This window comes from Achromobacter sp., from assembly GCF_032113835.1.
Lineage (GTDB): Bacteria > Pseudomonadota > Gammaproteobacteria > Burkholderiales > Burkholderiaceae_B > Achromobacter.
On record NZ_DAMCTG010000001.1, the window covers coordinates 108,250 to 131,994 of the forward strand.

The window sequence follows — 23,745 nt, forward strand, 5'->3', positions numbered from 1 at the left end:
GTCCGACATTTCACCAGGGTGTCAGACACCTCATTTGCTCCGATATTTCACCAGGGTGTCAGACACCTCATGCGCACGCTGGCCCAGGTGTCAGATACCGCACTGAACCAGGTGTCTGACACCCTGGCGCCACTGCGGCAAGCCCGGCAGGGTCTCACCCGGGTGTCTGACACCGGCAACAGCCCACCCCAGCCGCCTACAGCTCCAACACCACCTTCTTCCCCCCGCAAGACCGCGAGCAACAAGCCATCATCTTGTTATTCGCCTCGCGTTCCCCCCGAGTCAGCACCACGTCGCGGTGGTCGATGTCGCCTTCCAGGACGCGCACCTCGCAAGATCCGCACAACCCTTCCTCGCAATCGCTCTGCACGTCGATGTTGGCGCCGCGCAGCGCAGTCAGCAGCGTCTGGTCCGCAGGCACGGTGATGACGATGCCGGAATCCTTCAGCACGGCCTCAAAGGACTGTTCCTTCGACGGATCCAATGTCCCCAGCGTGGAATGGAAATGCTCCACCCGCAGCGCATCCTCCGGCCACTCCGCGCAGCATCCAGCCAGCGCATCCAGCAGACCCTGCGGGCCGCAGGCATACACTTGCGTGCCGGCGCGCGGCTCGGCGAGCAGGGCGGCGTAATCGGCGCGGCCGCCTTCGTCCTTCACGTGCAGATGCAGGCGGTCGCCGTGCAGCGACGCCAGCTCCTCGGCCATTGCCATGCAGCCGCGCGAACGCCCGCTGTAATGCAATTCATAATCCAGCCCCAACTCCCGCGCGCGCCGCGCCATCGCGCTGATCGGCGTGATCCCGATGCCGCCCGCGATCAGAACGAGCTTCGAGGCCGACTCGTCCATCCGGAAGTGATTGCGCGGACCACGAATGCGCAGCCGTGCACCAGGCGTCGCGTTCGCGTGCATCCACGCCGACCCGCCGCGGCCATCCGCCTCGCGTAGCACGGCAATCTCAAACACGCCGGTCTCGGCAGGATCGCCGCACAGCGAATACTGGCGTGACAGGCCGGTGTCGCCACATTCCACATCGATGTGCGATCCGGGCGACCAGCGGGGCAGGGGCTTGCCGTCCGGCGACACCAGGCGCAGCCGCAGGATGCCGTCCGCGGCCTGTACGGCGCTTTGCACGACGACGGGGCGGGTGATGGCGTGCGACGACGGCTCGCCGATGCGCACGGGATGCTTGCCGTCCAGCAATGATGGATTCACGCGTTCGGGATTCCGCGCCGGATCCCATTCCACCCAAAGATGCTCGGGACCGCGGAACGACGTGTTGGGCACATACGTAAAAGACTGTTCCGCCAGCTTCAGATGCGGCAAGCGGCGCGTCAGCTCTTCCAGGAAGATCTGCATCTCCATGCGCGCCAGGTTCTTGCCCATGCACTGGTGCGCGCCGTAGCCAAAGGTGAGCTGGTCACTCGCATTCTCGCGGCGGATGTCAAAGAGGTCGGCGTCTTCAAACTGGCCCTCGTCATGGTTGGCCGACGAGGTCACGATCAGCAGCTTGGATCCGGCGGGAATGGCGACGCCCGCGATCTCCACGTCGCGCGTGGCCAGCCGCCGCCAGGCCGCCACCGAGCCGTTGTGGCGCAAGCATTCTTCAACTGCGTTGGGAATCAGGTTCGGATCCTCGCAGATCTCTTGCCAGGCCTGCGGATGCTGCAGCAACAGCTTGATCGCGTTGGCCGACGCATTCGCGGTGGTCTCGTGCGCCGCGACAATGCCGGCCATCATCATCGAATGCAGGTACGAATCGGTGACCACCTCCGGATGCGTCTGCTGCTTGCGCAGGCCGTATTGCATCCAGCCCGGGCCGGACGGATCCTGCCGCATCTTGTCCAGGATCTTCCCGGCCAACTGCCAGAAATTACCCACCGCGTGCGCGACGGCAACCTGTTCCTCGGGCTTGGGACGGCCCCAGGTGTTGACGGTGTGCGCGATGGAATATTGCCGCAGCAGGTCCATGTCTTCTTCGGGCACCCCCAGAAAGTGCAGCGCCACGGTCAGCGGCACCTCCCACAGCATCTGGTCCACGAGATCGGCGCGGCCGTCGTCGATGAAGCGGTCAACGTATTCGCGCGTCAGGCGGCGCACCATCGGTTCGTGATGTTTCAATTCTTCAGGCGTGAACGGATCCATCAGCACGCGGCGGCGCGGCATGTGCGCGGGCTCGTCCTCGTTCACCAGCGTACGGTTCATGGCATAGCCGTACGACGCCAGCACCGCGTTGGCCTCCGGCCCCGTCGGCGTGATCTTCTCCAGCGCAATCGACGGGCTGAACGTGATGTTGTCGCGGAAGATCGCCTTGATGTCGTCGTAGCGCGTCACGACCCAGTAGCCCAGTTGCGGGCTGTAGAACACCGGCTCCTGGTCGCGCGCCCAGCGCACGTATTCCGGCGGGTCCTGCTGGTAGCCGTCGCCAAAGGGGTCGAACTGGGCGGCGCGCGCGCTGACCGGACAGCCCGTCGGGCTCTGCGCCGCAGCCCACGCGGCGTGGTCGATGGGACAGCCCGAGGGGCGCGGGGTGGCGGATGCTTGGTTCATGAGGTCGTTCCGTGTGTTCGTCTTGCGGGCCCGCCGGGGTGCGCGTATGGCGTGCGGCGTATGGCGTGCGGCATACAGCGTGCGGCGGGCCGGTGATGCGGGTTCAGCGTGATGCCTTCCAGCGTGATGCTCAGTCCAGCGTGATGCCCAGATCCTTGATCAGCTTCTGCCAGCGGGCGCGCTCGGCGGTCAGCATTTCGGCGTACTGCGCGGGCGTGTTGCCGATCGGCTCGATGCCGAACTCCACCAGACGCTGGCGCGTGGCCGGATCATTGATGGTCGCGACGACCTGCTTGTTCAGCGCGTCGATCACCGGCTTGGGCGTCGCGGCCGGCACCACCACGCCGACCTGCGCCGCGGCTTCCACGTTCTTCAGACCGATTTCGGCAAAGGTCGGCACGTCGGGCAACTGCGGCAGGCGGGTCGGATTGGCCACCGCCAGCGCCTTCACCTTGCCGCCGTTGATGAAGCCGGCGCCAGCGGCCAGGTCCACCATCATCGCCGGCACCTGCCCGCCGGCCACGTCCGCCAGCGCGGGCGACGCGCCGCGGTAGGGCACGTGCGTCAGGGTCAGCCCCGCCTCGACCTTCAGCAACTCCATCGCCAGGTGGTGCGGACTGCCCGCGCCCGCCGACGCGTAGTCCAGGCCTTCCTTGCGCGCCTTGGCTTCGGCCAGAAATTCCTTGGCCGAGTTGACCTTCATGGCCGGACCGACCACCAGGATCATCGGAAACCGTCCCATCAGCGTGACTGGCGCCAGATCCTTCGCCGGGTCGTACGACAGCTTCTTGTAGAGCGCCGGGTTGAACACCAGCGTGCCGTTGTCGGCGGACAGCATCGTGTAGCCGTCCGCCGGGGCGCGCGCCGTTTCCGACGCCGCAATCGCCGTGTTGCCGCCCGGCTTGTTCTCGATCACCACAGGCTGGTGCAGGCGCCCGGTCAATCCCTGCCCGATGCTGCGCGCCAGGAAGTCCGACCCACCGCCTGCGGCGTACGGCACGATCCAGCGCACGGGCTTGGACGGGTAATCGGCAGCCGCCTGCTGTGCGGACGCGCTGGCACAAGCCAGGAGGGGCAGGGCCATCAGGCCGGCCAGGAAGTGGTGTTTAACACTGCGCATGGACAAGTCTCCTCGTTGTGGAATGTCAAAAGTGCATTCCTTATTTGCGTAAAGCATATACGCAATGCGTAATTTTTGAAGAAGGGTTAACCTTAGTGCCGCTCCAGGCTTTCGGTCCCTCGTTTGCCGGCGAGCGTCTGCCCCCGGAGCTGTATTCCCCTATGAGCAAAGCCGCCTTGCCGCCTGAATCCGACCTCGAATCCGCCCAGGATCCGGCCGCCCGGCCGCGCGAACGCCGGCAGCGGGTCCAGGCTGCGGAAACCGGCATGTCGGTGCTGAAAGGCCTTGCTCGCCTGGGCGGCCGCGCCAGCCTCACGGCGCTGGCCGCCCACGTCGGCGAAAGCCCCGCCAAGGTCCACCGCTACCTGATGAGCCTGATCGCCGAAGGCCTGGTCGACCAGGAAGTGGCGACGCAGCAGTACCACCTGGGCCTCGAAGCCCTCTACGTCGGCGTGGCCGCCATGCGCCAGGCCGATCCCCTGCGCATCGGCGAACCCGCACTCGTGCGCCTGCGCGAAAGCCTGGCCGTCACCTGCTTCATCGCAGTCATGGGCAACAAAGGCCCGACCATCGTCCGCTTCGAGGAACCCGGCCTGCCGGTCACCGTGAACGTGCGCGTCGGGTCGGTGCTGTCGATGCTGTGGTCGGCGACGGGGCGGGCTTTTCTGGGTTTGCTGGACGAGGCGCCGGTGCGGGCGCTGGCGGAAGCCGAACTGGCCGGCGCCCCGGCCGAGCAGCGCGCGCTGCTGGATCGCGACGATCCCATCGGCGTCTTGCGGCGCGATGTACGGGCAGCGGGGTGCGCCACGGTGAAAGACACCAATCTGCGCGGCATCAGCGCCGTGTCGGCGCCGCTGTATGACCATACCGGCCGGGTCTGCGCGGTATTGACCGCGCTGGGCGCGACGGGCGGGTTTGATGTGTCCGAGGGCGGGGCGGTGGTGGCCGCGGTAAAGCGCGAGGCGCTGGCGGCCAGTGTGGCGTTGGGGTACGTGGCGGAGTGATTCTCCGCAGGACCGTCGCTGATTCAGACGAGTAAACCTACCTCCCCACCTCCAACCTCTCCAACGCATCCCTGAAATCCGGATACTCCTTCAAGAACGCCTGATTCCGCTCGAACCTCCCGAGCAGCCGATCATCGATCGTCAAATTCAACACCGTCTCCCGATCCCACACCCTGGGCCGCCGCTTCACCGGAATCGGCACCTTCTCCGTGAACTCCTTGTACGAATCATGCGGTTCGCACTGTTCATAATCGGTCGAGATCCGCTGCACCGTCCCCGTCTCCAGCCCCGCCTGCCGAGCCTTCTCCTGCAGCCACGCCGCCGGCAGCGTCTGCAAGCTCCCATCCTGATACCCGCCGCCCACGTCCGAATGCGCGCCGATGAACCAGCGCTGTTCCACGGGCAAATGCGCCGGCCGTGGCGGGGAACCTGCGCGGCGGGTCCATAGCGTGGGGAAGTACGGCTCGCGGTATTCGTTAGTGGCGATGGCGTGGAAGGCGTTCAGGACATGGTTGCTCAGTTCGGTGTCGTGGAAGTTGTAGAAGCTGGAAAAGCCGGGAAACGAGACGCCGCCGACGGGGATGCCGAGGCTGCCGACGGTGTCCCACACGCCGACGAAGTGCAGGTCGGTGTCGCGCGAAAACCGCTCGCGGAAGGCGGCCGCTTCCAGGGATGACGGGGTACAGTCGTCGCGGTACAGCGAGTAGGCCTCGGAGACGTTGTTGTCGGTGGGTTCCTTGAGCAGACCGCATTTGCGCACCATGCCCGCCAGACTGCGCGCGGAATAGGCGCCGCGGCTGAAACCGAAGAGGAAGATGCGGTCGCCGGGCTCGTGGCGCTGACAGAGCCAGCGGTAGCCTTCGCGGATGTTGGCCGACAGGCCTGCGCCGAACGCGCCGCCCATGAATTTGTCGATGGCGGACCACAGACCCTGGCCTTGTGTCCCCACGCCCTCGATATAGAACGTTTCCTGCGTGCTGGTCTCGGGCGCGGCTTTGTAGAGCTCGTAGACGTTGGTGCGGTCGTTGGGTTCGTTCCACGTGCCGTCGAAGAATACGGCGAGGTTCTTCACCATGATCGTCTCCCCACACACAGATAAAGGCTTGCGATACCTATGCTGCCGGCTGGGACAACGCCTGCGTGAGGCAAGCTAGCACGCGGCGCGTCGAAGGCAGGGCGCGGGGTTTCCCTGCTGCATGTTCGTACACCACCTTTGTGCCTAGCCCCGCGTGCGCGACGTTGCGTGCTGGCGGCATTTGCGCGGCGTACCGCTTTCAAGAGTACGCCTTTACTACAGCATCAGGAGCCGTCCAAAGCGTGCGTGGATGGTATCCAGAACGCGAAAAAAAGCGGCCCGAAGGCCGCCGTTGCAAACAGGGACAATCCCCCGTTCACACGATCTGGAATTGCACATCGATGTTGTCGCGAATCGCGCGCGAATACGGGCAGAGCTGGTGCGCCGATTCGACCAGCAATTGCTTCTGCTCGCCGGTCAATCCCGGCAGCGCGACGGCCAGCGTGACGCCAAGCGCGAAGTTGGCGCCGTTGTCGACCTTGCCCAGCGACACGCTGGCGTCGATGGCGATGTCGCGCGGCACGGTGATGCCGTGGGTGGCGCCGGCGCGCTTGATCGCGCCCATGAAGCAGGCCGAGTAGCCCACGCCAAAAAGCTGTTCGGGATTGGTGCCGGGCTTGCCGGACCCGGGCGTGCTCAGCGTGACGTCCAGCGCGCCGTCGCTGCTGCGTCCCGCGCCTTCGCGGCCGGCGGTGGTGTGGGTGTGGGCGGTGTAGAGAACCTGCTCGAGTTGCTTGGCCATGATGACTCCAGGATGGTCGGCGCGGCGGGGCCGTGCCAGGGGTTGAGAGCCTGCATTGCATCAAGCGGCTGTATCGGTCATGTGTCGGCGTCAGGGCGGGTTGGCATCCCCGCGTATCCAGGACCGGCCCGGATACGCTGCGATACAAAACCCGGCCGTTGGCGCACACGGAGCCATTGGAGTATGTTGCGCGCTGGCGGCACAGGCCGCATCAAGCAACGATCACGGAAAGCACACACATGGGACGTCTCGCCATTCTGGGCGCGCTGCACGAAGAAATCGCCGACCTGTTGGCGGCCATGGATCCCGGCGCGGAAACGCGCCGCATCGCCATGCGCGATTTTCAGGTGGGCACGCTGTGGGGCACGCCCTGCGTGATTGCGCTCAGCCGTATCGGCAAGGTGGCCGCGGCCGCGACGGCGTCCATCGTCATCCAGGAGTTCGGCGTGTCCCGCGTGCTGTTCACGGGCCTGGCGGGCGGGCTGCATCCGCAGGTGCGCGTGGGCGACGTGGTCGTGGCCGATGCCCTGATGCAGCACGACATGGACGCGCGGCCGCTGTTTGGCCGCCACGAAATCCCCCTGCTGGGTCGCGAGCGCTTCGACGCCGATGCCGCGCTGAGTGCACTGCTGCTGGATAGCGCGCGTGACTTCGCGGCCAAGGGAGGCCTGCCGGGCGCGGCCTCGCAGCCACGCGTTCACCACGGCCTGATCGCGACTGGCGACATCTTCGTCAACGACAACGATCTCGCGCACGAGCTGCGAAACCGCCTGCCCGATGCGCTATGCCTGGAAATGGAAGGCGCGGCGATGGCGCAGGTGTGCCACGAGTTCGGTGTGCCGTTTGCCGTGATGCGCGTGATTTCCGATAGCGCGGACCACGCGGCCAAGACGGATTTCACGGACTTCCTGGTGAATCTGGCGCGGCTGTACACCGCCGGCATCCTGAAACCGCTGCTGCAGTCGGGCGCGCTGCGCGACGCCTGACCATCGAAACTACGCAGCGAGCGGCGCGATCCTGACTTCCGCCGACAGGCCGCCGCCCTCGCGGTTGGAGAGGATCAGCCTGCCGCCCAGCGCCTCTGCAAGCTGATGCGCGATGGCCAGGCCCAGGCCCGTCCCGCCCGTGTCCCGATTGCGCGAGCTTTCCAGCCGGTAGAACGGTTGCAGCACCGCGTCCAGTTCGTGTGCCGGGATGCCCGGGCCGCGATCCAGCACATGGATGGACAACGTCGAATCATGCAATGCCGCCACGCGCACCTCGGCGGCGCCCGCGAACTTCAGCGCGTTGTCGATGAGATTGCCCAGAATGCGCCGTAACGCATGGGGACGCGTCAACAGCGGCGGAACCGTATCGCCCGACAGGGACACGTCCTTGCCCGTGTCCTGGTAGTCGCAGACCAGACTGTCCAGAAAGGCATTCAGGTCGATGCGCGCCGGCTGTTCGGTCTTGCCGTGCGCGCTGCGGGCGTAGTCGATCCCTTCGCGCACTAGCCGCTCCACTTCGTTCAGGTCCTGCGCCAGCTTGTCCCGGTCGGTGGACGGGTCCATGAACTCCGTGCGCAGCTTCATGCGGGTGATGGGCGTTTGCAGGTCGTGCGAGATGGCGCCCAGCATCTGCATGCGCTCGGCCAGATGCGCGGCGATGCGGTCTTGCATGGCGTTGAAGGCCACGGCGGCGTGCGCGACCTCGGCGGGGCCGGCTTCGTCGAGCAGCGGGCTTTTGTGATCGGGATCGAGTTCCTCGGCCGCGCGCGCCAGCCGCGTCAGCGGACGCACGGCCAAGCGTACGGCCAGCCACGCGCAGCCGGCCAACAGCAGCAACTGCACGCCCAGCACGCCGAACAACCACGGCGCCGGCCGCATCCGCAACAGTTCGATGTCCAGGATGGCGGGCTGGCCGTCGGACAGCACGACGCGCGCCTGGATGTGGCGCGGATCGTCGGCCATGGCGCGGACAGTGACGGGGCGATCCGGCCCCAGCGCGGCCTCGATCGACTGCGCGGCGGTGCGCGCGGCATCCAGGGAAAGCGGCTGATCGGCCTTGCCGTCGCCCAGCAGATACTGGCGGTTGTTGCTGGACAGGCGCGGCAGCCAGGCGGCGCGCTCGCCGGCGGGCAGGCGGTCCAGGATGTCCATGGCGATGGCGACGTCGCGTTCCAGGTCGCCCAGCATCATGTTGCGGGTGGCGCTGTAGCGTTCGTAGAACAGCGATGCGAACGACAGGCCGTAGGCCAGGATCAGTCCCGCCACGAAGATCAGGAACAGCCGCGCGACCAGCGTGCGGGGCCAGGCGTGGCGGCGCGGCGCGGCGGCGGTCACTGTCCGCCTTCCGAGACTTCGACTGCGGCGGAAAACACGTAGCCTTCGCTGCGCACGGTCTTGATGTACATGGGTTCGCGCGCATCTTCGCGCAGGCGCTGGCGCAGGCGGCTGACCAGGAGGTCGATCGACCGTCCGAAGAAGTCGGCGTCGCGGCCCTGCGTCAAGTTCAGCAGCTGATCGCGGTTCAGCACGCGCTGCGGGTGGTCCAGAAAGACGCGCAGCAGCCGGTACTCCGCACCGCTCAGCGCAACGATGGTGCCGTCCGCATCCAGCAGATGGCGCGCGGTGGTGTCCAGCCGCCAGTTGCCGAAGGCGATTTCGCGGCCCGGCTCGGTGACTTGAAAGTTGGGCGGCAGCATGCGCGTGCGGCGCAGGATGGCCTTGATGCGCGCCAGCAGTTCGCGCGCCACGAACGGCTTGACCAGGTAATCGTCGGCGCCCATCTCCAGGCCCAGCACGCGGTCCATGTCGTCGCTGCGCGCGGTCAGCATCAGGATCGGGATGCGGCGGTGCTTGCCGCTGCGCAGTTCGCGGCACAGCACCAGGCCGTCGTCGCCGGGCATCATGATGTCCAGCACGATCAGGTCGACCGTCAGGTTTTCCAGCAGTTGCCGCATCTGCCGTCCGTCGGCCGCCAGCGTGACGTTCAGGCCGTTCTTGCGCAGAAAGCCGCCGGCCAGTTCGCGGATCTCGCGATCGTCGTCCACGATCATGACGTGGTCTATGTGGTCCATCTGCGGGTGCCTTCCTGTAAGTGATGGCGGCGCGCCCGGCGCGCCGGCGGGGTTTCGGAATTCTATAGGCCTAGCGCTCGCCCGGGGGCAGGGGATCGCGGCGCGGACGGTTGTTGGAGATCAGCTGGCATTGGAAGGGCTTGGCGGCCTCGGCGGTGAAGCCGCCAAAGAGCAGCAGCAGGACGGCAAGAAAGCGTTTCATGAGGAACTCCGGTGCGGGGTGTGAACGGGTTATAGCGCCGGGCCGCCCGCGGAGTGTGTCGTACTGTATACGCCCTGGCGGCGGATACACGCGCTTGAAAAAATCCGCCGATCCGGCACATGCCGGATACGTGCCGCGGGTGCAATGGGGTCACTTTCCAAAGGACGACCCCCATGGACCTCATCAACACCCCCATCGCTCTGCTGGCCGGCATGCTGACCATCGCGTCTCCGTGCGTGCTGCCCCTGCTTCCCGTGCTGCTTGGCACCTCGCTGGAACGGTCTGGCCGCCTGCGCCCCTTGTTCGTCGTGTCCGGCTTCGTGCTGGCGTTTGCGGGTCTGGGCATCGCGCTCAGCCTGATTTCCAACCTGAATGAACACGTGCACGAAGCCGTGCGCTCGACCTCGATCGTCCTCCTGGCGCTGTTCGGCCTGGTGCGGATCTGGCCCGAGCCCTACGACCGTCTGATTGCCCGGGTCGGCGGCCCCCTGCAGCGCCTGGCGGCGGCGGGCGGCACGGGCAGCGGCAACGCCGGCGGCTTCGTGCTGGGCCTGTCCCTGGGCGCCGTGTGGACGCCGTGCGCGGGACCGGTGCTGGCCTCGATCCTCGTGCTGGCGGCCAAGGCGCAGGACCTCGTGCAGTCCAGCACGCTGCTGCTGGTGTTCGCTATCGGCGCCGGCGTCCCGATGCTGGTGATCGCCTACGGCGGGCAGGCCATCGCCACCCGGGTGCGTGGCCTGTCGCGCTACACGCAGCGCCTGCAGCAGGGCTTCGGCGTGCTGCTCGTCCTGACCGCCATCGCCATCTATTTCCAGTACGACGTCCTGGCCTATGCCTGGATCACCAACCTCTTCGCCTGACCCTCAAGGAGATAACCATGTTTGCCACGTTCAAGAAGATTGCCCTGGGCGCGCTGATCGGCGCCTGCCTGATGCAAGGCGCCGCGCAGGCCGCGCCGGTTACCGCAGCCCCGGCCCCGGAATTCACCGGCATCGAAAAATGGCTCAACAGCGAGCCGCTGACGATGGAATCGCTGCGCGGCAAGGTGGTGCTGGTGGATTTCTGGACCTACACCTGCATTAACTGCATCCGCACGCTGCCGTACGTCACGAGCTGGTATCAGAAGTACAAGGACCAGGGCCTGGTCGTCGTGGGCGTGCACACGCCGGAGTTTCCGTTCGAACGGTCCACCCCGAATGTGGAAAAGGCGCTGCAACGCTTCGGCATCACGTATCCGGTCGCGCAGGACAACCGCTACGCCACCTGGACGGCGTATCGCAACCAGTATTGGCCGGCCGCCTACCTGATCGATAAGCAGGGCAAGATCGTGTACAGCCATTTCGGTGAAGGCCGGTACAAGGAAACCGAGGCGGAGATCCAGCGGCTGCTTGCGCAACCGGGCTGAGATGGGGGGCTGACCGGAGCCAGGCGGCCGTCAACGAAAGACGGCCCCTGACAAACGGCTGCCGCTATCTTCCCGTGTCGGGATAGTTGGGCCCGGCATCACGGAAACCGCCGGAGCTGTATGGATTCACCGCGCCGGGGTGCGGCGGGCCGCCGGGACCGGCGCCGCAGCCGGCCAGAAGCAACGTGGCGGCAAGAAGAGAAAGCAGGCGCTTCAGGGAGGATGTCATGGAGGTCTCCTGCGTCTGCCCCTCAGCAGGCGCGTGGCTCGCAGCGTATGGGCGGATTATAGGCCTGCGGTCTTCGCCTTGATCCGCGGTTTGGCGCAGCGCGCGCGATATTCGTTCACCGGGTCGGAATCCGCCTTCTGGAAGTATGGGTGCGGGTAACCCGCCTCGCGCAACGCCGCGTGCATGCGCAGGCCCCACACGCATTCGCGCTGCGCCTCGTCCCACAGCCGCGTCGCCAAGTCCGTTTGTCCGCTGCGCCACAGCGCCAGGCCGTAGTCGGCCACCATTTCTTCGTCGCGCGGCAGGTCGCGGTAGGCAAGGTGCATCAGGCGCAGACCTTCGCCGGTCTGGCCACGTAGCGCCAGAATCCAGCCCAGCGTGCCCTGGTTGTATGGACGCGGGCCGACGCGCTCCAGCGAGCGGCGGGCCTGTTCCTCCGCTTGCGGCAGGTAGTCCGGGAAATCGGCCAGGAAGTAGGCGGTGTTGTTCGCCAAGTCCGTTGCATCGGCGGCGCGCCTTTTCGATTGCCGGGCCTGCAAGGCGTTCGAGTCCTCCAGCACCAGATCGGGCATGCCGAGCAGGCGTTCCACCTCCAGCCGCTTGCGCCGGTCGGCGTCGTCGACCGGCTTGAACATGTCCGGAAACGGCCGCTTCCTCGTCTGCAGCAGCCAGTCGCGCGCCAGATCGGTCTGGCCGGCGGCCAGCAGCAACCGCGCCAGATCCAGCTTCTGCTCGGCGCTGCGGGTGCAGCGCATGGCGCCGATCAGCGCGCGGGCGCCGTCCGCGTCGTTCTGCGCGAACTTGCGGTTGACGGCGTCCAGCTCCGCAAAGCACTTGCTGTCGCGCGTGACCTCCGCGTCGATGTGCAGCGACACCGAACCCGCCGGCACGTCGTGGCTGAAGTACGCCGTCGCACCCTGCCGCGTGGTGTAGCCCAGGTCCACCCACTGTTCGCCCCAGCGCTGGGGCATGGTCATGATGTAAGGCCAGGCGGGCATGGGCTCGGTGGTGCCGCTGCGCTGCAACTGAAAGAAGTGGCCCCAGGGGCCGTCGCCGATGCGGCGGATCAGGGTGAAGTCGTCTTCCGTGTGCGGCAGCGTGGTCCGGATCTGCGCCGTGCGGCCCTCGGCATCGGTGACGCCATGCAGGATGCCGTCGCCGGAGGGGGTATCGAGAATCTCGTCGTTCGAGCCGGTCACGAAGACGCGGTACGGCATATGGGGCGCGGGGGCGGGGCCTTTGCCATCCATCAACGTCAACGTCAGGCTGCGCGTGCGGCTCGGGGTGTCTGACACCTGCGCGGCCGTGCTGTCTGCCGGAGCCGCTGCATGCGCGGCTGGCGCGGCCAGTCCCAGCACGGCCGCCAGGCATGCCGCCGAGGCGGATGCGAGCCAGGCTGCGGGCGAGGTGGCGGTGGCAAGCGTGGGCGAGGCGGGTTGTCCTGCTTGTCCTGATTGTTGCTGCGGGTGCTTCATGGGGACTGCCGGTGGCGCCGGGCGCGGCGGGCTGCCACGGCGGTAAGGGAGATGGCCTGCGGGAGCAGGGCGCCGCGTCGCAAGCGCGAGGCGGATTGTGCATCACAAACCGGGTGCGTGGCGGGCGGCTGGGCAGCGGGATCCGATGCGCGACGTGATTCGGCGGCTGGCAGCCCTGACGCCGCGCGTCAACGTGTGGCATCCTCGCGCCTTCGCCATCCCTGCCGTACTCCATGTCCAAACTCCTTCTGCGCGCCCTGGACCTCGCCATCCTGTCCTTCGCCGCCGCGCTTTTCGGCGCGTGCCTGACCTCCGTGATGCGGACCGGCGATATCGGCTGGGTGATCCCGATTGCGCCCTACATGTATGAAGCGCGCGACTTCTATTCACAGGCCGTCGTGGCCGGCCTGGCGGGGGTGATCGTGCTGGCCGTGGCCCAGCGTCCGGCCAGGCTGCGGCAATCGTCATCCTGGCGTCTCCTGGCGACGTTTGCCGCGGCGCTTCTTGCCCTGTACCTGGCGCCGCCTGCCCCGGTGGTGTTCGGCAACACCTGGGCGCCCGGCGAGGCGACGCGGGAACTGTATCTGGCGCAGTGGCGCATGGTGCTGCCCATCGCCATCGCTGCAACCGCGCTGCGGTGGGGCCTGCTGCGGGTTTTGCGCTAGGATTGTCGTCACCCAACCCCGCCTCCCCCGGAGATACCCTGCATGTCCTCCCTAGACGCCTTTGCCATCACCAAGAAGTGGCCCGCCCAGCATCCCGACCGCATCCAGCTTTATTCGCTGCCGACGCCCAACGGCGTGAAGGCGTCGATCATGCTCGAGGAAACCGGCCTGCCTTATGAAGTCCACCGGGTCGCCTTCGACACCAAGGACCAGTTCACGCCCGAGTTCCTGTCGCTCAGCCCGAACAACAAGATCCCGGCCATCCTCGACCCGAATGGGCCGGACGGCAAGCCGCTGGGCCTGTTCGAGTCCGGCGCGATCCTGGTCTACCTGGCCAGCAAGGCCGGCCAGTTCATCCCGGCGGACACGGCGGGGCGTTTCGAGACGCTGCAATGGGTGATGTTCCAGATGGGCGGCATCGGACCGATGTTCGGCCAGCTGGGCTTTTTCCATCGGTTCGCCGGTAAGGACTTTGAGGACAAGCGCCCGCGCGATCGTTACGTGGACGAGTCCAAGCGCCTGCTGGCCGTGCTGGACCAGCGCCTGGAAGGGCGCGACTGGGTGATGGGCGACCAGTACACCATCGCCGACATCGCCATCTTCCCGTGGGTGCGCAACCTGGTGGGCTTTTATGAAGCCGGCGACCTCGTCGGCTTCTCGTCGTTCAAGAACGTCGCGCGCGTCCTGGACGCGTTCGTCGCGCGGCCCGCGGTCGCCAAGGGTCTGACCATTCCGGGCTGACCGATGGAACTGCGCCAGCTCCGTTACTTCGTGCGCGTGGTCGAGGCCGGCAGCATCGGCCGCGCGGCCATGTCGATCGGCATGGTCACGTCGGCGCTCAGCCAGCAGATCAGCCGTCTCGAAGGCGAACTGTCCACGCGGCTGTTGCAGCGCAGCGCCAGCGGTGTGGTGCCCACGGACGCGGGGCTGGCGTTTTTCCGGCAGGCGCAGTTGGCCCTGCGCCACGCCGACGACGCCGTCCAGGCCGCCCAGCAGGCGCGGCTGGCCGGCCACGTCAGCGTCGGCCTGCCGTCCACGACGGCGGCGGTGCTGGGCGCGCCCTTCCTGCAGGCCATGAACGAGCGTTATCCCGACATCCGGCTGCATCTGGTCGAAGCGCTGTCGGGGCACCTGACCGACATGCTCAACGGCCGCCTGCTGGATCTGGCCATCGTGTTCCACGCGGAATCCGCACGCCGGTGGAGCGTGATGCCGCTGCTGGACGAGCCCCTGTTTCTCTTTGCCCGGCCCGATATGCCGGGCGTGCCGTCTGGCGACACGACGCGGCTGGAGGCGATTGCCGACCTGCCGCTGGTGCTGCCGAGCGGCCGCCACGGCCTGCGCGCGCTGGTCAACAACGCCTTCCTGCAACTGGGCCGTACGCCGCGCGTGGTGGCCGAGGTCGACGGCCTGTCGCTGCTGATGGACGTGGTGCAACAGGGTGGCGCCGCCACCATCCAGCCCAGCTCGGCCACCGCGCGCATCGCGCCCGGCCAGTTGCAGATGGCGCGCATCGACGATGCCCACCTGTTCCGCTCCAACCTGCTGGCCAGCCTGTCGGACGAGGAATTGTCGCCCGCGGCGCTGGCGGCCCGGCTGGTCCTGGCTGACGTGTCCCGCACGCTGGCCCGCGAAGGCAAGTGGGCCGTGGTTGCTCTTCACGAATCGTGAATACCCGTTGACGCCTGCCTGATATCGCAGCGGCGCGCCGCTGCGTAGAGTCTGCCCCTTGAATTGGGGAAGATGGCATGGTTGACGTCTTGGTGATCGGTGGGGGCAACGCGGCGCTGTGCGCGGCCCTGATGGCGCGCGAAGCCGGCGCCAGCGTGCTGCTGCTGGAAGCGGCGCCAAAGGAATGGCGGGGCGGAAACTCCCAGCACACCCGCAACCTGCGCTGCATGCACGATGCGCCGCAGGACGTGCTGACGGACGCGTATCCCGAAGAAGAATACTGGCAGGACCTGCTCAAGGTGACGGGCGGGCTGACCAATGAACACCTGGCGCGGCTGGTCATCCGCGAGTCCTCCACCTGCCGCGACTGGATGCGCCGCCACGGCGTGAACTTCCAGCCGCCGCTGTCGGGCGCGCTGCACGTGGCGCGCACCAACGCGTTCTTCATGGGCGGCGGCAAGGCGCTGGTGAACGCCTATTACCGCAGCGCCGAAGCGCTGGGCGTGCAGATCCGCTACAACGCGCCGGTCGACGCGCTGGAACTGGACGACGGCCGATTCGTGGCCGCGCGCATCGGCGACGAACGCATCGAGGCCCGCGCCTGTGTGTTGGCCGCGGGCGGCTTCGAGTCCAACCGCGAATGGCTGCGCGAGGCCTGGGGCCAGAACGAGCGCGGCGAATGGCCGGCCGACAACTTCCTCATCCGCGGCACGCGCTTCAACATGGGCGTGCTGCTGAAATTCATGCTGGACGCCGGTGCAGACGGCATCGGCGACCCCTCCCAATCGCACTGCGTGGCCATCGACGCCCGCGCGCCGCTGTACGACGGCGGCATCTGCACGCGCATCGATTGCGTGTCGCTGGGCGTGGTCGTCAACCGCGACGCCGAACGCTTCTACGACGAGGGCGAGGACTTCTGGCCCAAGCGCTACGCCATCTGGGGGCGGCTGACGGCCATGCAGCCCGGCCAGATCGCGTATTCCATCATCGACGCCAAGGCGATCGGCCGCTTCATGCCGCCGGTGTTTCCGGGCGTGAAGGCCGACACGCTGCCCGAGCTGGCGCAAAAGCTGGGGCTGGATGCGGCCACTTTCGAGAAGACGGTGGGCGACTACAACGCGGCCTGCCGCGTGGGCAAGTTCGACCACACGGCGCTGGACGACTGCCATACCGAAGGCGTGACGCCCGCCAAGACGCACTGGGCGCGGCCGATCGACACCGCGCCGTTCTACGGCTATGCGCTGCGGCCCGGCATCACCTTTACCTACCTGGGCCTGAAGGTGGACGACACCGCCGCGGTCCGGTTCAACGACCAGCCCAGCGACAACCTTTTTGTCGCGGGCGAAATGATGGCCGGCAACGTGTTGGGCAAGGGCTATACGGCGGGCGTGGGCATGTCCATCGGCACGGCCTTCGGCCGCATTGCCGGCACCCGCGCCGCGGCCGCGGCGCTCGGCCAGAACCCTGCGGGAGCACAACGTGAAGCAGCTTGAAGCCCTGGCCCGCGAGGCGCAGTCTTTTTCCACCAGCCAGTCCGGCCCGGCCCCGGCCCCGGCCGAGCAACCGGTGCATTTCCACGCCCGCGGCGCCAAGCCGCTGACGGAAACGCTGACCGACGATGAAACCGAAGTGGCGCGCGTCATGCAGATCTGCAACGCCTGCCGCTACTGCGAAGGCTTCTGCGCGGTGTTTCCCGCCATGACGCGCCGCCTGGAATTCGGCAAGGCCGATCTGAACTACCTGGCCAACCTGTGCCACAACTGCGGCGCCTGTCTGCACGCGTGCCAGTACGCGCCGCCGCACGAGTTTGCCGTCAACGTGCCGCAGGCCATGGCCAAGGTGCGGATGCAGACGTACACCGACTACGCCTGGCCCGCCGCGCTGGGCTCGCTGTACAAGCGCAATGGCCTGGCGCTGTCGCTGGCCACGGCCGCCGGTCTGGCGCTGTTCCTGGTGCTGGCGGTGGTGATGGCGGGCGGCCTGTTCCACGAGCCAATGGCAGGCAATTTCTACGCCGTGTTCCCGCACAACACGCTGGCGCTGATGTTTGGCGTGGTGTTCGGCTTTTCGATGCTGGCGCTGGCGGTGGGCGTCACGCGCTTCTGGCGCAACGTCAGCCCGGGGGCGGCCTCCGGCGCGGCGGTGGCCGAGGCGGCGCACGACGCGCTGCGGCTGCGCTATCTGGACGGCGGCCATGGCAAGGGTTGCAACAACGCTGACGACGCTTTCACGCTGTGGCGCCGGCGGTTCCACCACTTCACGTTCTACGGCTTCATGCTGTGTTTTGCGGCAACGTGTGTCGCCACGCTCTACCACTATCTGCTGGACCAGCAGGCGCCGTATCCGATCCTGAGCGCGCCGGTGCTGCTGGGCACCGCGGGCGGCATTGGCCTCCTGATCGGGCCGGCCGGCTTGCTGTGGCTGAATTTCAAGCGCCATCCCCTGCAGGGAGACGCGGCGCAAAAGCCGATGGACCGGGGCTTCATCGTCCTGTTGTTCCTGACCAGCGCGACGGGCCTGGCGCTGCTGGCCGGCCGCGACGGCAGCGCGATGGCGCTGCTGCTGGCGATCCATCTTGGCGTCGTGATGGCGTTGTTCCTGACCTTGCCCTACGGCAAGTTCGCCCACGGCATCTACCGCTCGGCCGCGCTCTTGAAGTGGTCCATCGAAAAACGCCAGCCCAACAAGCTGCAGCTCGGTTCGGACTGACCGGACCGGCCTTACCGCCGGCCTGACGGCGCCCGCGCGAGGCGCCGCAGCCGCCCACAACCCTGGAGACATCAATGTTCCGCACTCGACTGCTGGCGCGCTGCGCGCTGGCCGCCTGTCTGACGCCGGCCCTGCCGGCCGCGCACGCTCAGACCTTTCCCGCCAAGCCGATCACGCTGGCCGTTCCGCACTCGGCGGGCGGCACGTCCGACATCCTGGCCCGCACGGTCGCCGCCGAAGCCGCCAAGACGCTCGGCCAGACCATCGTGATCGACAACAAGGGCGGCGCCAACGGCACCATCGCCGCCAAGCAGGTGGCTTCGGCCGCGCCGGACGGTTACACGCTGCTGCTGGCCACCGCCAGCACGCACGGCATCAACCCGTCGCTGTACTCGCGCATTTCGTACGACGCGGTCAAGGACTTCACGCCCGTCACGCTGCTGGCCACCGTGCCGAACGTCCTGGTCGTTGGCCCCAACGTCAAGGCCAGGAACGTGCAGGAGCTGATCGCGTACATCCGATCGCAGGGCGACAAGACCAACATGGGTTCGGCGGGCGCCGGCACGCCGGGGCACCTGGCGGGCGAGATGTTCAAGAGCGAGGCCAAGCTGGAATTCACGCACGTGCCGTACAAGGGCGGCAGCCCCGCGATCACGGACCTGATCGGCGGACAGATCGACTTCATGTTCACCACCATTCCGGGCGTCCTGCCGCATGTGAAGGCGGGCACGTTGCGCGCATTGGCGGTGACCTCGCCCGAGCGTTCGTCCGCGATGCCCGACGTGCCGACGATGGCTGAATCCGGTTTGCCCGGCTTTCAGGCGGTGTCGTGGCACGGCATCGTTGCACCGGCCGGCACGCCGGACGCGGTGGTGGCCAAGCTGAACCAGGCCTTGACTGGCGCGCTGGAATCGCCCGAGGTCAAGCAGCGCCTGCTGGAAGAGGGGGCGCGCGCGTCCGGCGTGAACACTGCGGAATTCGGCAAGTTTATCCAGGCCGAGATCGCGGCGTGGACGAAGGCGGTCAAGGACTCGGGCGCCACGGCCAATTGATGGGGCATGCGGCCCCCGGACCCACATGCTTTGCGGGGCGGCGGGCGGAGAAATAGCCGGGCGATCACCATGCTAGGATGCCCCGCATGCTGATCGCCGCCCTGCTTACCTCGCTGGCCCTGACCTCGGGCCACGCCGTCGAATACAACCTTTCCTGCTTCTTTGCGGACAAGGAAGCGGAAGGCTCCCTGGAACGCGTCGAACACTGCGCCCGCGCCACGAACGGCAGCGTCGAGTTCCGTCCCGCCGTCATGGCGCGCATGGATTTCAGCAATGACGGCCTGTCGCCCGCCACCGCGAACGGCTCCTGGCACTGGGTGCGGCCCGACGGCCGCGCCGTCGCCGTGGTCACGTACGACAACGGCGCCGACGATTTCGAGGAAGGCCTGACGCGCGGCCCGTGGGCCGGCGGCATGGCCTACTACGACAAGCAGCTCAACCGCGTGCTGGCAACGCCCTACGATTGGGTCGACCGCTTCGAGGGCGGCCTGGCCGCAGTCTGCAAGGGTTGCCGCATCGAGCGCACGCGCGACGGCGAGCACAGTTACGTCACCGGGGGAGAATGGGGCGCCATCGACCGCCAGGGGCGGCTGGCGCTGCCCATGCGGCCGGATGCGATGGCGTTGCGGGCGGAGATGGAGGCGGCACGCGGGGCGTCCCGCCCGCGCTAGATCCGCCTCAGAACTTGTAGCGCAACTGCGCGTACACGTTGCGCGGCGCGCCGTAGAAGACCGAGTTGTAGCTGCCCATTCCCGAGTAATAGTGCTTGTCGAGCACGTTGTTCAGGTTCACGGTCAGGCGCAAGTCCTTGCTGAAGTCATAGCCCGCCATCAGCCCCAGCACGCCGAAAGCGTCCTGCGTGAACCGATGGTTGTTCTCGCCGATGTCCTGCGAGAAATACGTGTTGCTCTGCCAGAGCATGTTCGCGCCGACGGTCAGGCGGTGCCAGTCGCCCGGCAGGCGATATGCCGTGGCCAGCTTGAACAGGTGTTCGGGCTGCGTGGTGCTGACCCGCTTGCCGTCGCGGTCGCGCGAGCGGCTGTAGGTGTAGCCCGCGTTCATCTGCCAGCCCGGCATGACTTCGCCGGACACCTCCAGCTCGACGCCGCGCGTGGTCACGCCCGGAATCGCGATGTAGGCGGTGCCGCCCGACGGTGTGGACGCGCCGCTGGGATCCAGCTCGGCGACGTTGTCCTGCTTGAGCTGGAACAGCGCGACGCTGGCATTCAACCGGCCATCCAGATACTCGCCCTTGGCGCCGATTTCGTAGCTCTTTCCGGTCAGCGGATCCAGCTGGCGGTCGTTGGCATCGAAGTTGTAGGCCTGCGGCTTGAACACGTCGGTATAGCTGGCGTACACCGTGTGCCGGCTGTCCAGGTCATAGGTGATGCCCGCGTAGGGGATGAACTTGTTGTCGACGGTGGTGGCGTAATGCGAGCTGCGGCCGTTGCCCAGGCTGCCGTCCAGGCTCCATTCGTAGTCCGTCCAGCGGCCGCCCAGAATGACGCCAAGCCGATCCGTGGGACGCAGCACGGTCGCGCCGTACAGGATCTTCTGGTTCACCAGAATGTTGTGCGTCAGCCACCATTCGTACATGTCGGGCTCGACGGCGTTGTTGTTCCAGTTGAAGGCGTCGTCGATCAGCGAATCGGTGTTGCCGTCGTAGCGGTTCGATTGCGAATGCGTGCGCGCGGCGTTGTAGCCCAGCACCAGTTCATGCTGGCGGCCGAACAGGGTGTAGGGACCGGACGCCTGGAAGTCGATGGTGTTCTCGCGCGAATCGGTGTTGAAGCGCGCCGCGCCGCCCGTGTAGAAGCCGTGGTCGATGCTGTGCGTGTCCACGTCGATCAGCGCGCTGCTCATGCCGGAGATCAGTTCGCGCGAACTGTAGTTGCGATGCGCCGCGGCCAGCTTGACGCGCCAGCCGCTGTCGAACTGATGGTCGATGTCCGCGAAGACGCGGGTCGTGTCCTGGTTGCGCCACGCCCATTTGTCTGCGGGGTTGGTCGAACGCGAGAACCTGACCTGCGAGCCGTCGGAAAAGAAAGCCGGCAGATGCGTGTTGCTGGTGCCGTCGTTCTTGTTCTGCTGATAATCCACGCCGATGGACGCCTTGGTGCGCGGCGTCAGGTCGGCTTCCAGGATGCCGTAGCCGACATACTCCTTGCCGCTGGCGTAATCCATGTAGCTGCCGCGGGTCTCGGCGGCGCCGACCACGCGGCCACGGATCTTGCCGTTCTCCGTCAGCGGCCCGCCCAGGTCGACTTCGCTGCGATAGCGGTCCCACGAGCCGGCGCCCGCGCTCAGGCTGCCCTGGAATTCCTGCGTGGGCCGCTTGCGGATGAAGTTGACGACGCCGGACGGATAGCCCGCGCCGTTCACCAGGCCGGTCGCGCCTTTCAGGATTTCAATGCGGTCGTAGATGACCGTATTGGTGATGCTGTAGTTGTCGCGGACGTTGCCGCCGTCGCTGGACAGGCTGGGCAGGCCGTCGAACTGGAAGTTCTGCAGCTGGAATCCGCGCGAGTAGAAGCTGTAGCCTTCCGAGTTGTCCTGGACGACGGTGATGCCGGGCGTCTGCTCCAGCGCGCCCGCGACGCTCACGATGCCCTGGTCATCCATCTGCTGGCGCGTGATGACGCTGACCGATTGCGGCGTTTCGCGCATCGTCAGGCGCATGCGCGTGGCGGACGACGATTCGGGCATCGTGTACGAGCCGGTGCCTTCGCTGGGCGGAATCACGCCGTTGGCTGTGACCACCACGGGTTCCAACGCGGTCACCGCGCTGGCCGCCGGCAGCGGCCGCACGGTCAGCACGCCGCTGCGGGTGACGACCAGTTCCAGCCCGGTGCCGGCCAACGCCTGTCTTGCTGCCGCTTCGGCACTCAGCACGCCGCGCACGGGCGCGGCCTGCCTGCCGGCCACCAGTTCGGCGCCGGCCGAAATGGGTTTGCCGCTTTGCAGCGAGATGCGGCTGAGGCTATCGGCCAGCGGCGCGGCCGGAAGGTCGTAGGTCAGGGCAGCCTGTTGCGAGGCGGCCGGCGTGTTCTGGGCGTGGACCGGCCGGGTCAGCACGCAGGCGCTCAATGCGCAGGCGACGAGCGCGGCGCCGGGGGACAGGGGAAATTTCATGTTGGCAAGGGAAGCAGTGAGAGGATTTCGGTTGCGTCATAAGTCATGACGGCGACCGATCCGAAATCCCCTCACTGCCGGCCGATTTTTTTCAGGCGGCGTCCACCACCGTCAGCCAGGGACCGTAGCGATGCACCCGGATGGGCAACGTGTCGCCCAGCGCTTCCAGCGCCCGGCGCGGATCGTCCAGCGGAAACACGCCAAAGACGCGCAGCGCTGCAATCTCGGGAGAGACGCGGATCAGGCCGGCCTGATAGGCGCGCAACTGTTCCACCACCTCTTCCAGACGCGTATCCCGCACGCTCAGGATGCCGTTGCGCCATCCGGCCTGCGCGGTGTCTTCGCGCGCCCAGGCGCGGTCGGCGTCAAACGCCGCCGAGGCGCCTTGCGGCAGTTCCAGGGAATCGCCGCGCCGGGGCCGCAGCGTCAGCGCGTTCTGCAGGGCGCCCGCGACCGAGTAACCGTCGAACTGGCTGATGCTCAGATGGGCTGCTGCGGCGGTGACCTCGCCATGGCGCGTGCGCACCACGAACGGCCGCGCATCGGCGTGTGCGTCCGCATACAGCCCGCCCTGGCGCAGCACCACCGTGCGCTGCGCGTCGTCGTAATGCACGTCGGCGGCCGAGCGCGCGTTCAGCGTCAGCACGGACCCGTCAGCCAGCGCGTACGTGCGGCGTTCGCCCGTGCGCGTGGAATAAGTGGCGGACAGGCTGGCCAGCGGCACGTAGCGGTCGGTGACCAGCGCGCCCACGCCAACGCCGGCCATCAGCATGGCCAGCTTCAATACGTGCCGGCGGTTCACGCCGCTGGCTTGCAGCAGCGCGGCGCGGGCCGCGCGTGCCGGCCCCGGGGCGTCGCGCGTGGCGTCTCGCAGACGGGACAGGGGCTGCTGCATCAGGCCGTCGACCTCGGCCCAGGCGCGCGCATTGTCGGGATGGCTGGAAAGCCAGTGTTCGAAGCGCTGGCGGTCGCGGTCGGAGGCTTGCCCCGAAGTCAGCAGCACGATCCAGTCGACCGCGCGATCGGTCAGCGCGTCGCCGGCGGACAGCGGCTTCATGTTGCGTCCGCGGCGCGGCGCGCGGCCAGGCAGTGCAGGAAGGCGCGCTTCACGTGACGCTCGACCGTCGCCAAGGACAGCCCCAGCGTTTGGGCAATGGCGGGATGCGTCATGCCATCCAGCTGGTTCAGCAGGAACGCGTGCTTGACCGGCACGGGCAGTCCGTCGAGCAGGGCGTCGATCTCCTGCACGGCCTGCTTCAGCACCATCAGGGTTTCGGGCGACGCGGCGACGGGTTCCTGCTCGTGCGCCAGCGCGTCCAGATAGCGCGCCTCGACGTCGCGCGCGCGCCACAGGTCGATGGTCAGGCGGCGGGCCAGCGTCAGCAGGTAGGCGCGGGGTTCGGCGATGGGCGTGGCCGATGGCGACGTCAGCACGCGGCAGAACGTGTCCTGCGTCAGGTCGGCGGCGTCCGCGCGATTGTTCACACGGCGGTTCAGCCAGCCCAGCAGCCAGTCGTGGTGTTCCGCGTAAAGCCGTTGAATGTTCTGGTACGCGGGGGAATCCATGGACGGGCGGCGAAGGGCGTTAATAGGAATAACTCTTATTTATAACTTGGATCGCCGCCCAAGACAATCGCGCTGACATGCCTGCGATGTGC

Annotated in this window: 23 protein-coding genes; 11 read left to right on the forward strand and 12 right to left on the reverse strand. The window is 67.2% G+C overall.

All coding sequences use genetic code 11. From position 1 onward, the window contains the following. Positions 1-196: 196 nt before the first annotated feature. Positions 197-2,548, reverse strand: coding sequence for a cytochrome P450/oxidoreductase (locus RT697_RS00485; RefSeq protein WP_313696495.1), 2,352 nt, complete (start codon positions 2,546-2,548; stop codon positions 197-199). 130 nt (positions 2,549-2,678) lie between these two features. After that, positions 2,679-3,668, reverse strand: a complete 990-nt coding sequence (locus RT697_RS00490; RefSeq protein ID WP_313696496.1) for a tripartite tricarboxylate transporter substrate binding protein — start codon at positions 3,666-3,668, stop codon at positions 2,679-2,681. 161 nt (positions 3,669-3,829) lie between these two features. Here RT697_RS00490 and RT697_RS00495 point away from each other — a divergent pair, with 161 nt between their 5' ends. Continuing rightward, positions 3,830-4,672 (forward strand): IclR family transcriptional regulator, encoded by an 843-nt coding sequence (locus RT697_RS00495; protein WP_313696497.1) that lies wholly within the window; start codon positions 3,830-3,832, stop codon positions 4,670-4,672. 37 nt (positions 4,673-4,709) lie between these two features. Here RT697_RS00495 and RT697_RS00500 read toward each other — a convergent pair whose 3' ends face one another. Together RT697_RS00500 and RT697_RS00505 are read right to left on the reverse strand one after the other, a co-directional pair. Continuing rightward, positions 4,710-5,747 (reverse strand): DUF2235 domain-containing protein, encoded by a 1,038-nt coding sequence (locus RT697_RS00500; RefSeq protein WP_313696498.1) that lies wholly within the window; start codon positions 5,745-5,747, stop codon positions 4,710-4,712. Positions 5,748-6,063: 316 nt separating this feature from the next. Continuing rightward, positions 6,064-6,489: an organic hydroperoxide resistance protein gene (locus RT697_RS00505; RefSeq protein ID WP_313696499.1), complete on the reverse strand. Its 426-nt coding sequence runs from the start codon at positions 6,487-6,489 to the stop codon at positions 6,064-6,066. A gap of 239 nt (positions 6,490-6,728) precedes the next feature. On the opposite strand from RT697_RS00505, the gene RT697_RS00510 reads away from it, so the two are divergent. After that, a complete protein-coding gene (locus RT697_RS00510; RefSeq protein WP_313696500.1) occupies positions 6,729-7,475 on the forward strand; it encodes a 5'-methylthioadenosine/adenosylhomocysteine nucleosidase in 747 nt (248 codons plus the stop codon). 9 nt (positions 7,476-7,484) lie between these two features. Here RT697_RS00510 and RT697_RS00515 read toward each other — a convergent pair whose 3' ends face one another. The 3 genes from RT697_RS00515 to RT697_RS00525 form a co-directional block, all read right to left on the reverse strand. After that, positions 7,485-8,810, reverse strand: a complete 1,326-nt coding sequence (locus RT697_RS00515) for an ATP-binding protein (protein WP_313696501.1) — start codon at positions 8,808-8,810, stop codon at positions 7,485-7,487. After that, on the reverse strand, positions 8,807-9,547 hold the full coding sequence (locus tag RT697_RS00520) for a response regulator (protein ID WP_313696502.1): 741 nt from the start codon (positions 9,545-9,547) through the stop codon (positions 8,807-8,809). Before RT697_RS00520 ends, RT697_RS00515 begins: the two co-directional genes overlap by 4 nt. Positions 9,548-9,617: 70 nt before the next feature. After that, complete coding sequence (locus tag RT697_RS00525) at positions 9,618-9,749, reverse strand: hypothetical protein (protein WP_313696503.1); 132 nt, start codon at positions 9,747-9,749, stop codon at positions 9,618-9,620. Positions 9,750-9,922: 173 nt separating this feature from the next. Here RT697_RS00525 and RT697_RS00530 point away from each other — a divergent pair, with 173 nt between their 5' ends. Both RT697_RS00530 and RT697_RS00535 read left to right on the forward strand, forming a co-directional pair. Further along, on the forward strand, positions 9,923-10,609 hold the full coding sequence (locus RT697_RS00530) for a cytochrome c biogenesis CcdA family protein (protein ID WP_105240645.1): 687 nt from the start codon (positions 9,923-9,925) through the stop codon (positions 10,607-10,609). A gap of 17 nt (positions 10,610-10,626) precedes the next feature. Then, positions 10,627-11,154 carry a thioredoxin family protein gene (locus RT697_RS00535; protein WP_313696504.1) on the forward strand — a complete coding sequence of 176 codons (528 nt, stop codon included), beginning with the start codon at positions 10,627-10,629 and terminating at the stop codon, positions 11,152-11,154. A 64-nt stretch (positions 11,155-11,218) separates the two neighbouring features. On the opposite strand, the gene RT697_RS00540 is transcribed toward RT697_RS00535, so the two are convergent. Then, positions 11,219-11,383 (reverse strand): hypothetical protein, encoded by a 165-nt coding sequence (locus RT697_RS00540; protein ID WP_313696573.1) that lies wholly within the window; start codon positions 11,381-11,383, stop codon positions 11,219-11,221. 56 nt (positions 11,384-11,439) lie between these two features. After that, positions 11,440-12,858 (reverse strand): hypothetical protein, encoded by a 1,419-nt coding sequence (locus RT697_RS00545; RefSeq protein WP_313696505.1) that lies wholly within the window; start codon positions 12,856-12,858, stop codon positions 11,440-11,442. A 233-nt stretch (positions 12,859-13,091) separates the two neighbouring features. Between RT697_RS00545 and RT697_RS00550 the strand changes: the two genes are divergently transcribed. The 7 genes from RT697_RS00550 to RT697_RS00580 all read left to right on the forward strand — a co-directional run bounded on the left by RT697_RS00550 (position 13,092) and on the right by RT697_RS00580 (position 19,626). Next, positions 13,092-13,523, forward strand: a complete 432-nt coding sequence (locus tag RT697_RS00550) for a hypothetical protein (RefSeq protein WP_313696506.1) — start codon at positions 13,092-13,094, stop codon at positions 13,521-13,523. Positions 13,524-13,565: 42 nt separating this feature from the next. Then, entirely contained in the window at positions 13,566-14,264 is a 699-nt protein-coding gene (locus RT697_RS00555; protein ID WP_313696507.1) for a glutathione binding-like protein, read from the forward strand. Between the two features lie 3 nt (positions 14,265-14,267). Then, positions 14,268-15,194 (forward strand): LysR family transcriptional regulator, encoded by a 927-nt coding sequence (locus tag RT697_RS00560; RefSeq protein ID WP_313696508.1) that lies wholly within the window; start codon positions 14,268-14,270, stop codon positions 15,192-15,194. Between the two features lie 77 nt (positions 15,195-15,271). Then, on the forward strand, positions 15,272-16,687 hold the full coding sequence (gene tcuA, locus RT697_RS00565; protein WP_313696509.1) for an FAD-dependent tricarballylate dehydrogenase TcuA: 1,416 nt from the start codon (positions 15,272-15,274) through the stop codon (positions 16,685-16,687). Beyond that, positions 16,674-17,903, forward strand: coding sequence for a tricarballylate utilization 4Fe-4S protein TcuB (gene tcuB, locus RT697_RS00570; RefSeq protein ID WP_313696510.1), 1,230 nt, complete (start codon positions 16,674-16,676; stop codon positions 17,901-17,903). The genes tcuA and tcuB overlap by 14 nt, the downstream gene beginning before the upstream one ends. A gap of 74 nt (positions 17,904-17,977) precedes the next feature. After that, on the forward strand, positions 17,978-18,955 hold the full coding sequence (locus RT697_RS00575; protein WP_313696511.1) for a tripartite tricarboxylate transporter substrate binding protein: 978 nt from the start codon (positions 17,978-17,980) through the stop codon (positions 18,953-18,955). Positions 18,956-19,041: 86 nt separating this feature from the next. Then, positions 19,042-19,626 carry a WG repeat-containing protein gene (locus RT697_RS00580; RefSeq protein WP_313696512.1) on the forward strand — a complete coding sequence of 195 codons (585 nt, stop codon included), beginning with the start codon at positions 19,042-19,044 and terminating at the stop codon, positions 19,624-19,626. 7 nt (positions 19,627-19,633) lie between these two features. Here the strand turns inward: RT697_RS00580 and RT697_RS00585 are convergent, their stop codons facing one another. The 3 genes from RT697_RS00585 to RT697_RS00595 all read right to left on the reverse strand — a co-directional run bounded on the left by RT697_RS00585 (position 19,634) and on the right by RT697_RS00595 (position 23,653). After that, the gene (locus RT697_RS00585; RefSeq protein WP_313696513.1) at positions 19,634-22,087 is read right to left on the reverse strand and encodes a TonB-dependent siderophore receptor; all 2,454 of its coding nucleotides are present in this window, start codon (positions 22,085-22,087) and stop codon (positions 19,634-19,636) included. A 91-nt stretch (positions 22,088-22,178) separates the two neighbouring features. Continuing rightward, complete coding sequence (locus RT697_RS00590) at positions 22,179-23,144, reverse strand: DUF4880 domain-containing protein (protein ID WP_313696514.1); 966 nt, start codon at positions 23,142-23,144, stop codon at positions 22,179-22,181. Next, entirely contained in the window at positions 23,141-23,653 is a 513-nt protein-coding gene (locus tag RT697_RS00595) for a sigma-70 family RNA polymerase sigma factor (protein WP_313696515.1), read from the reverse strand. The genes RT697_RS00590 and RT697_RS00595 overlap by 4 nt, the downstream gene beginning before the upstream one ends. Positions 23,654-23,745 lie beyond the last annotated feature (92 nt).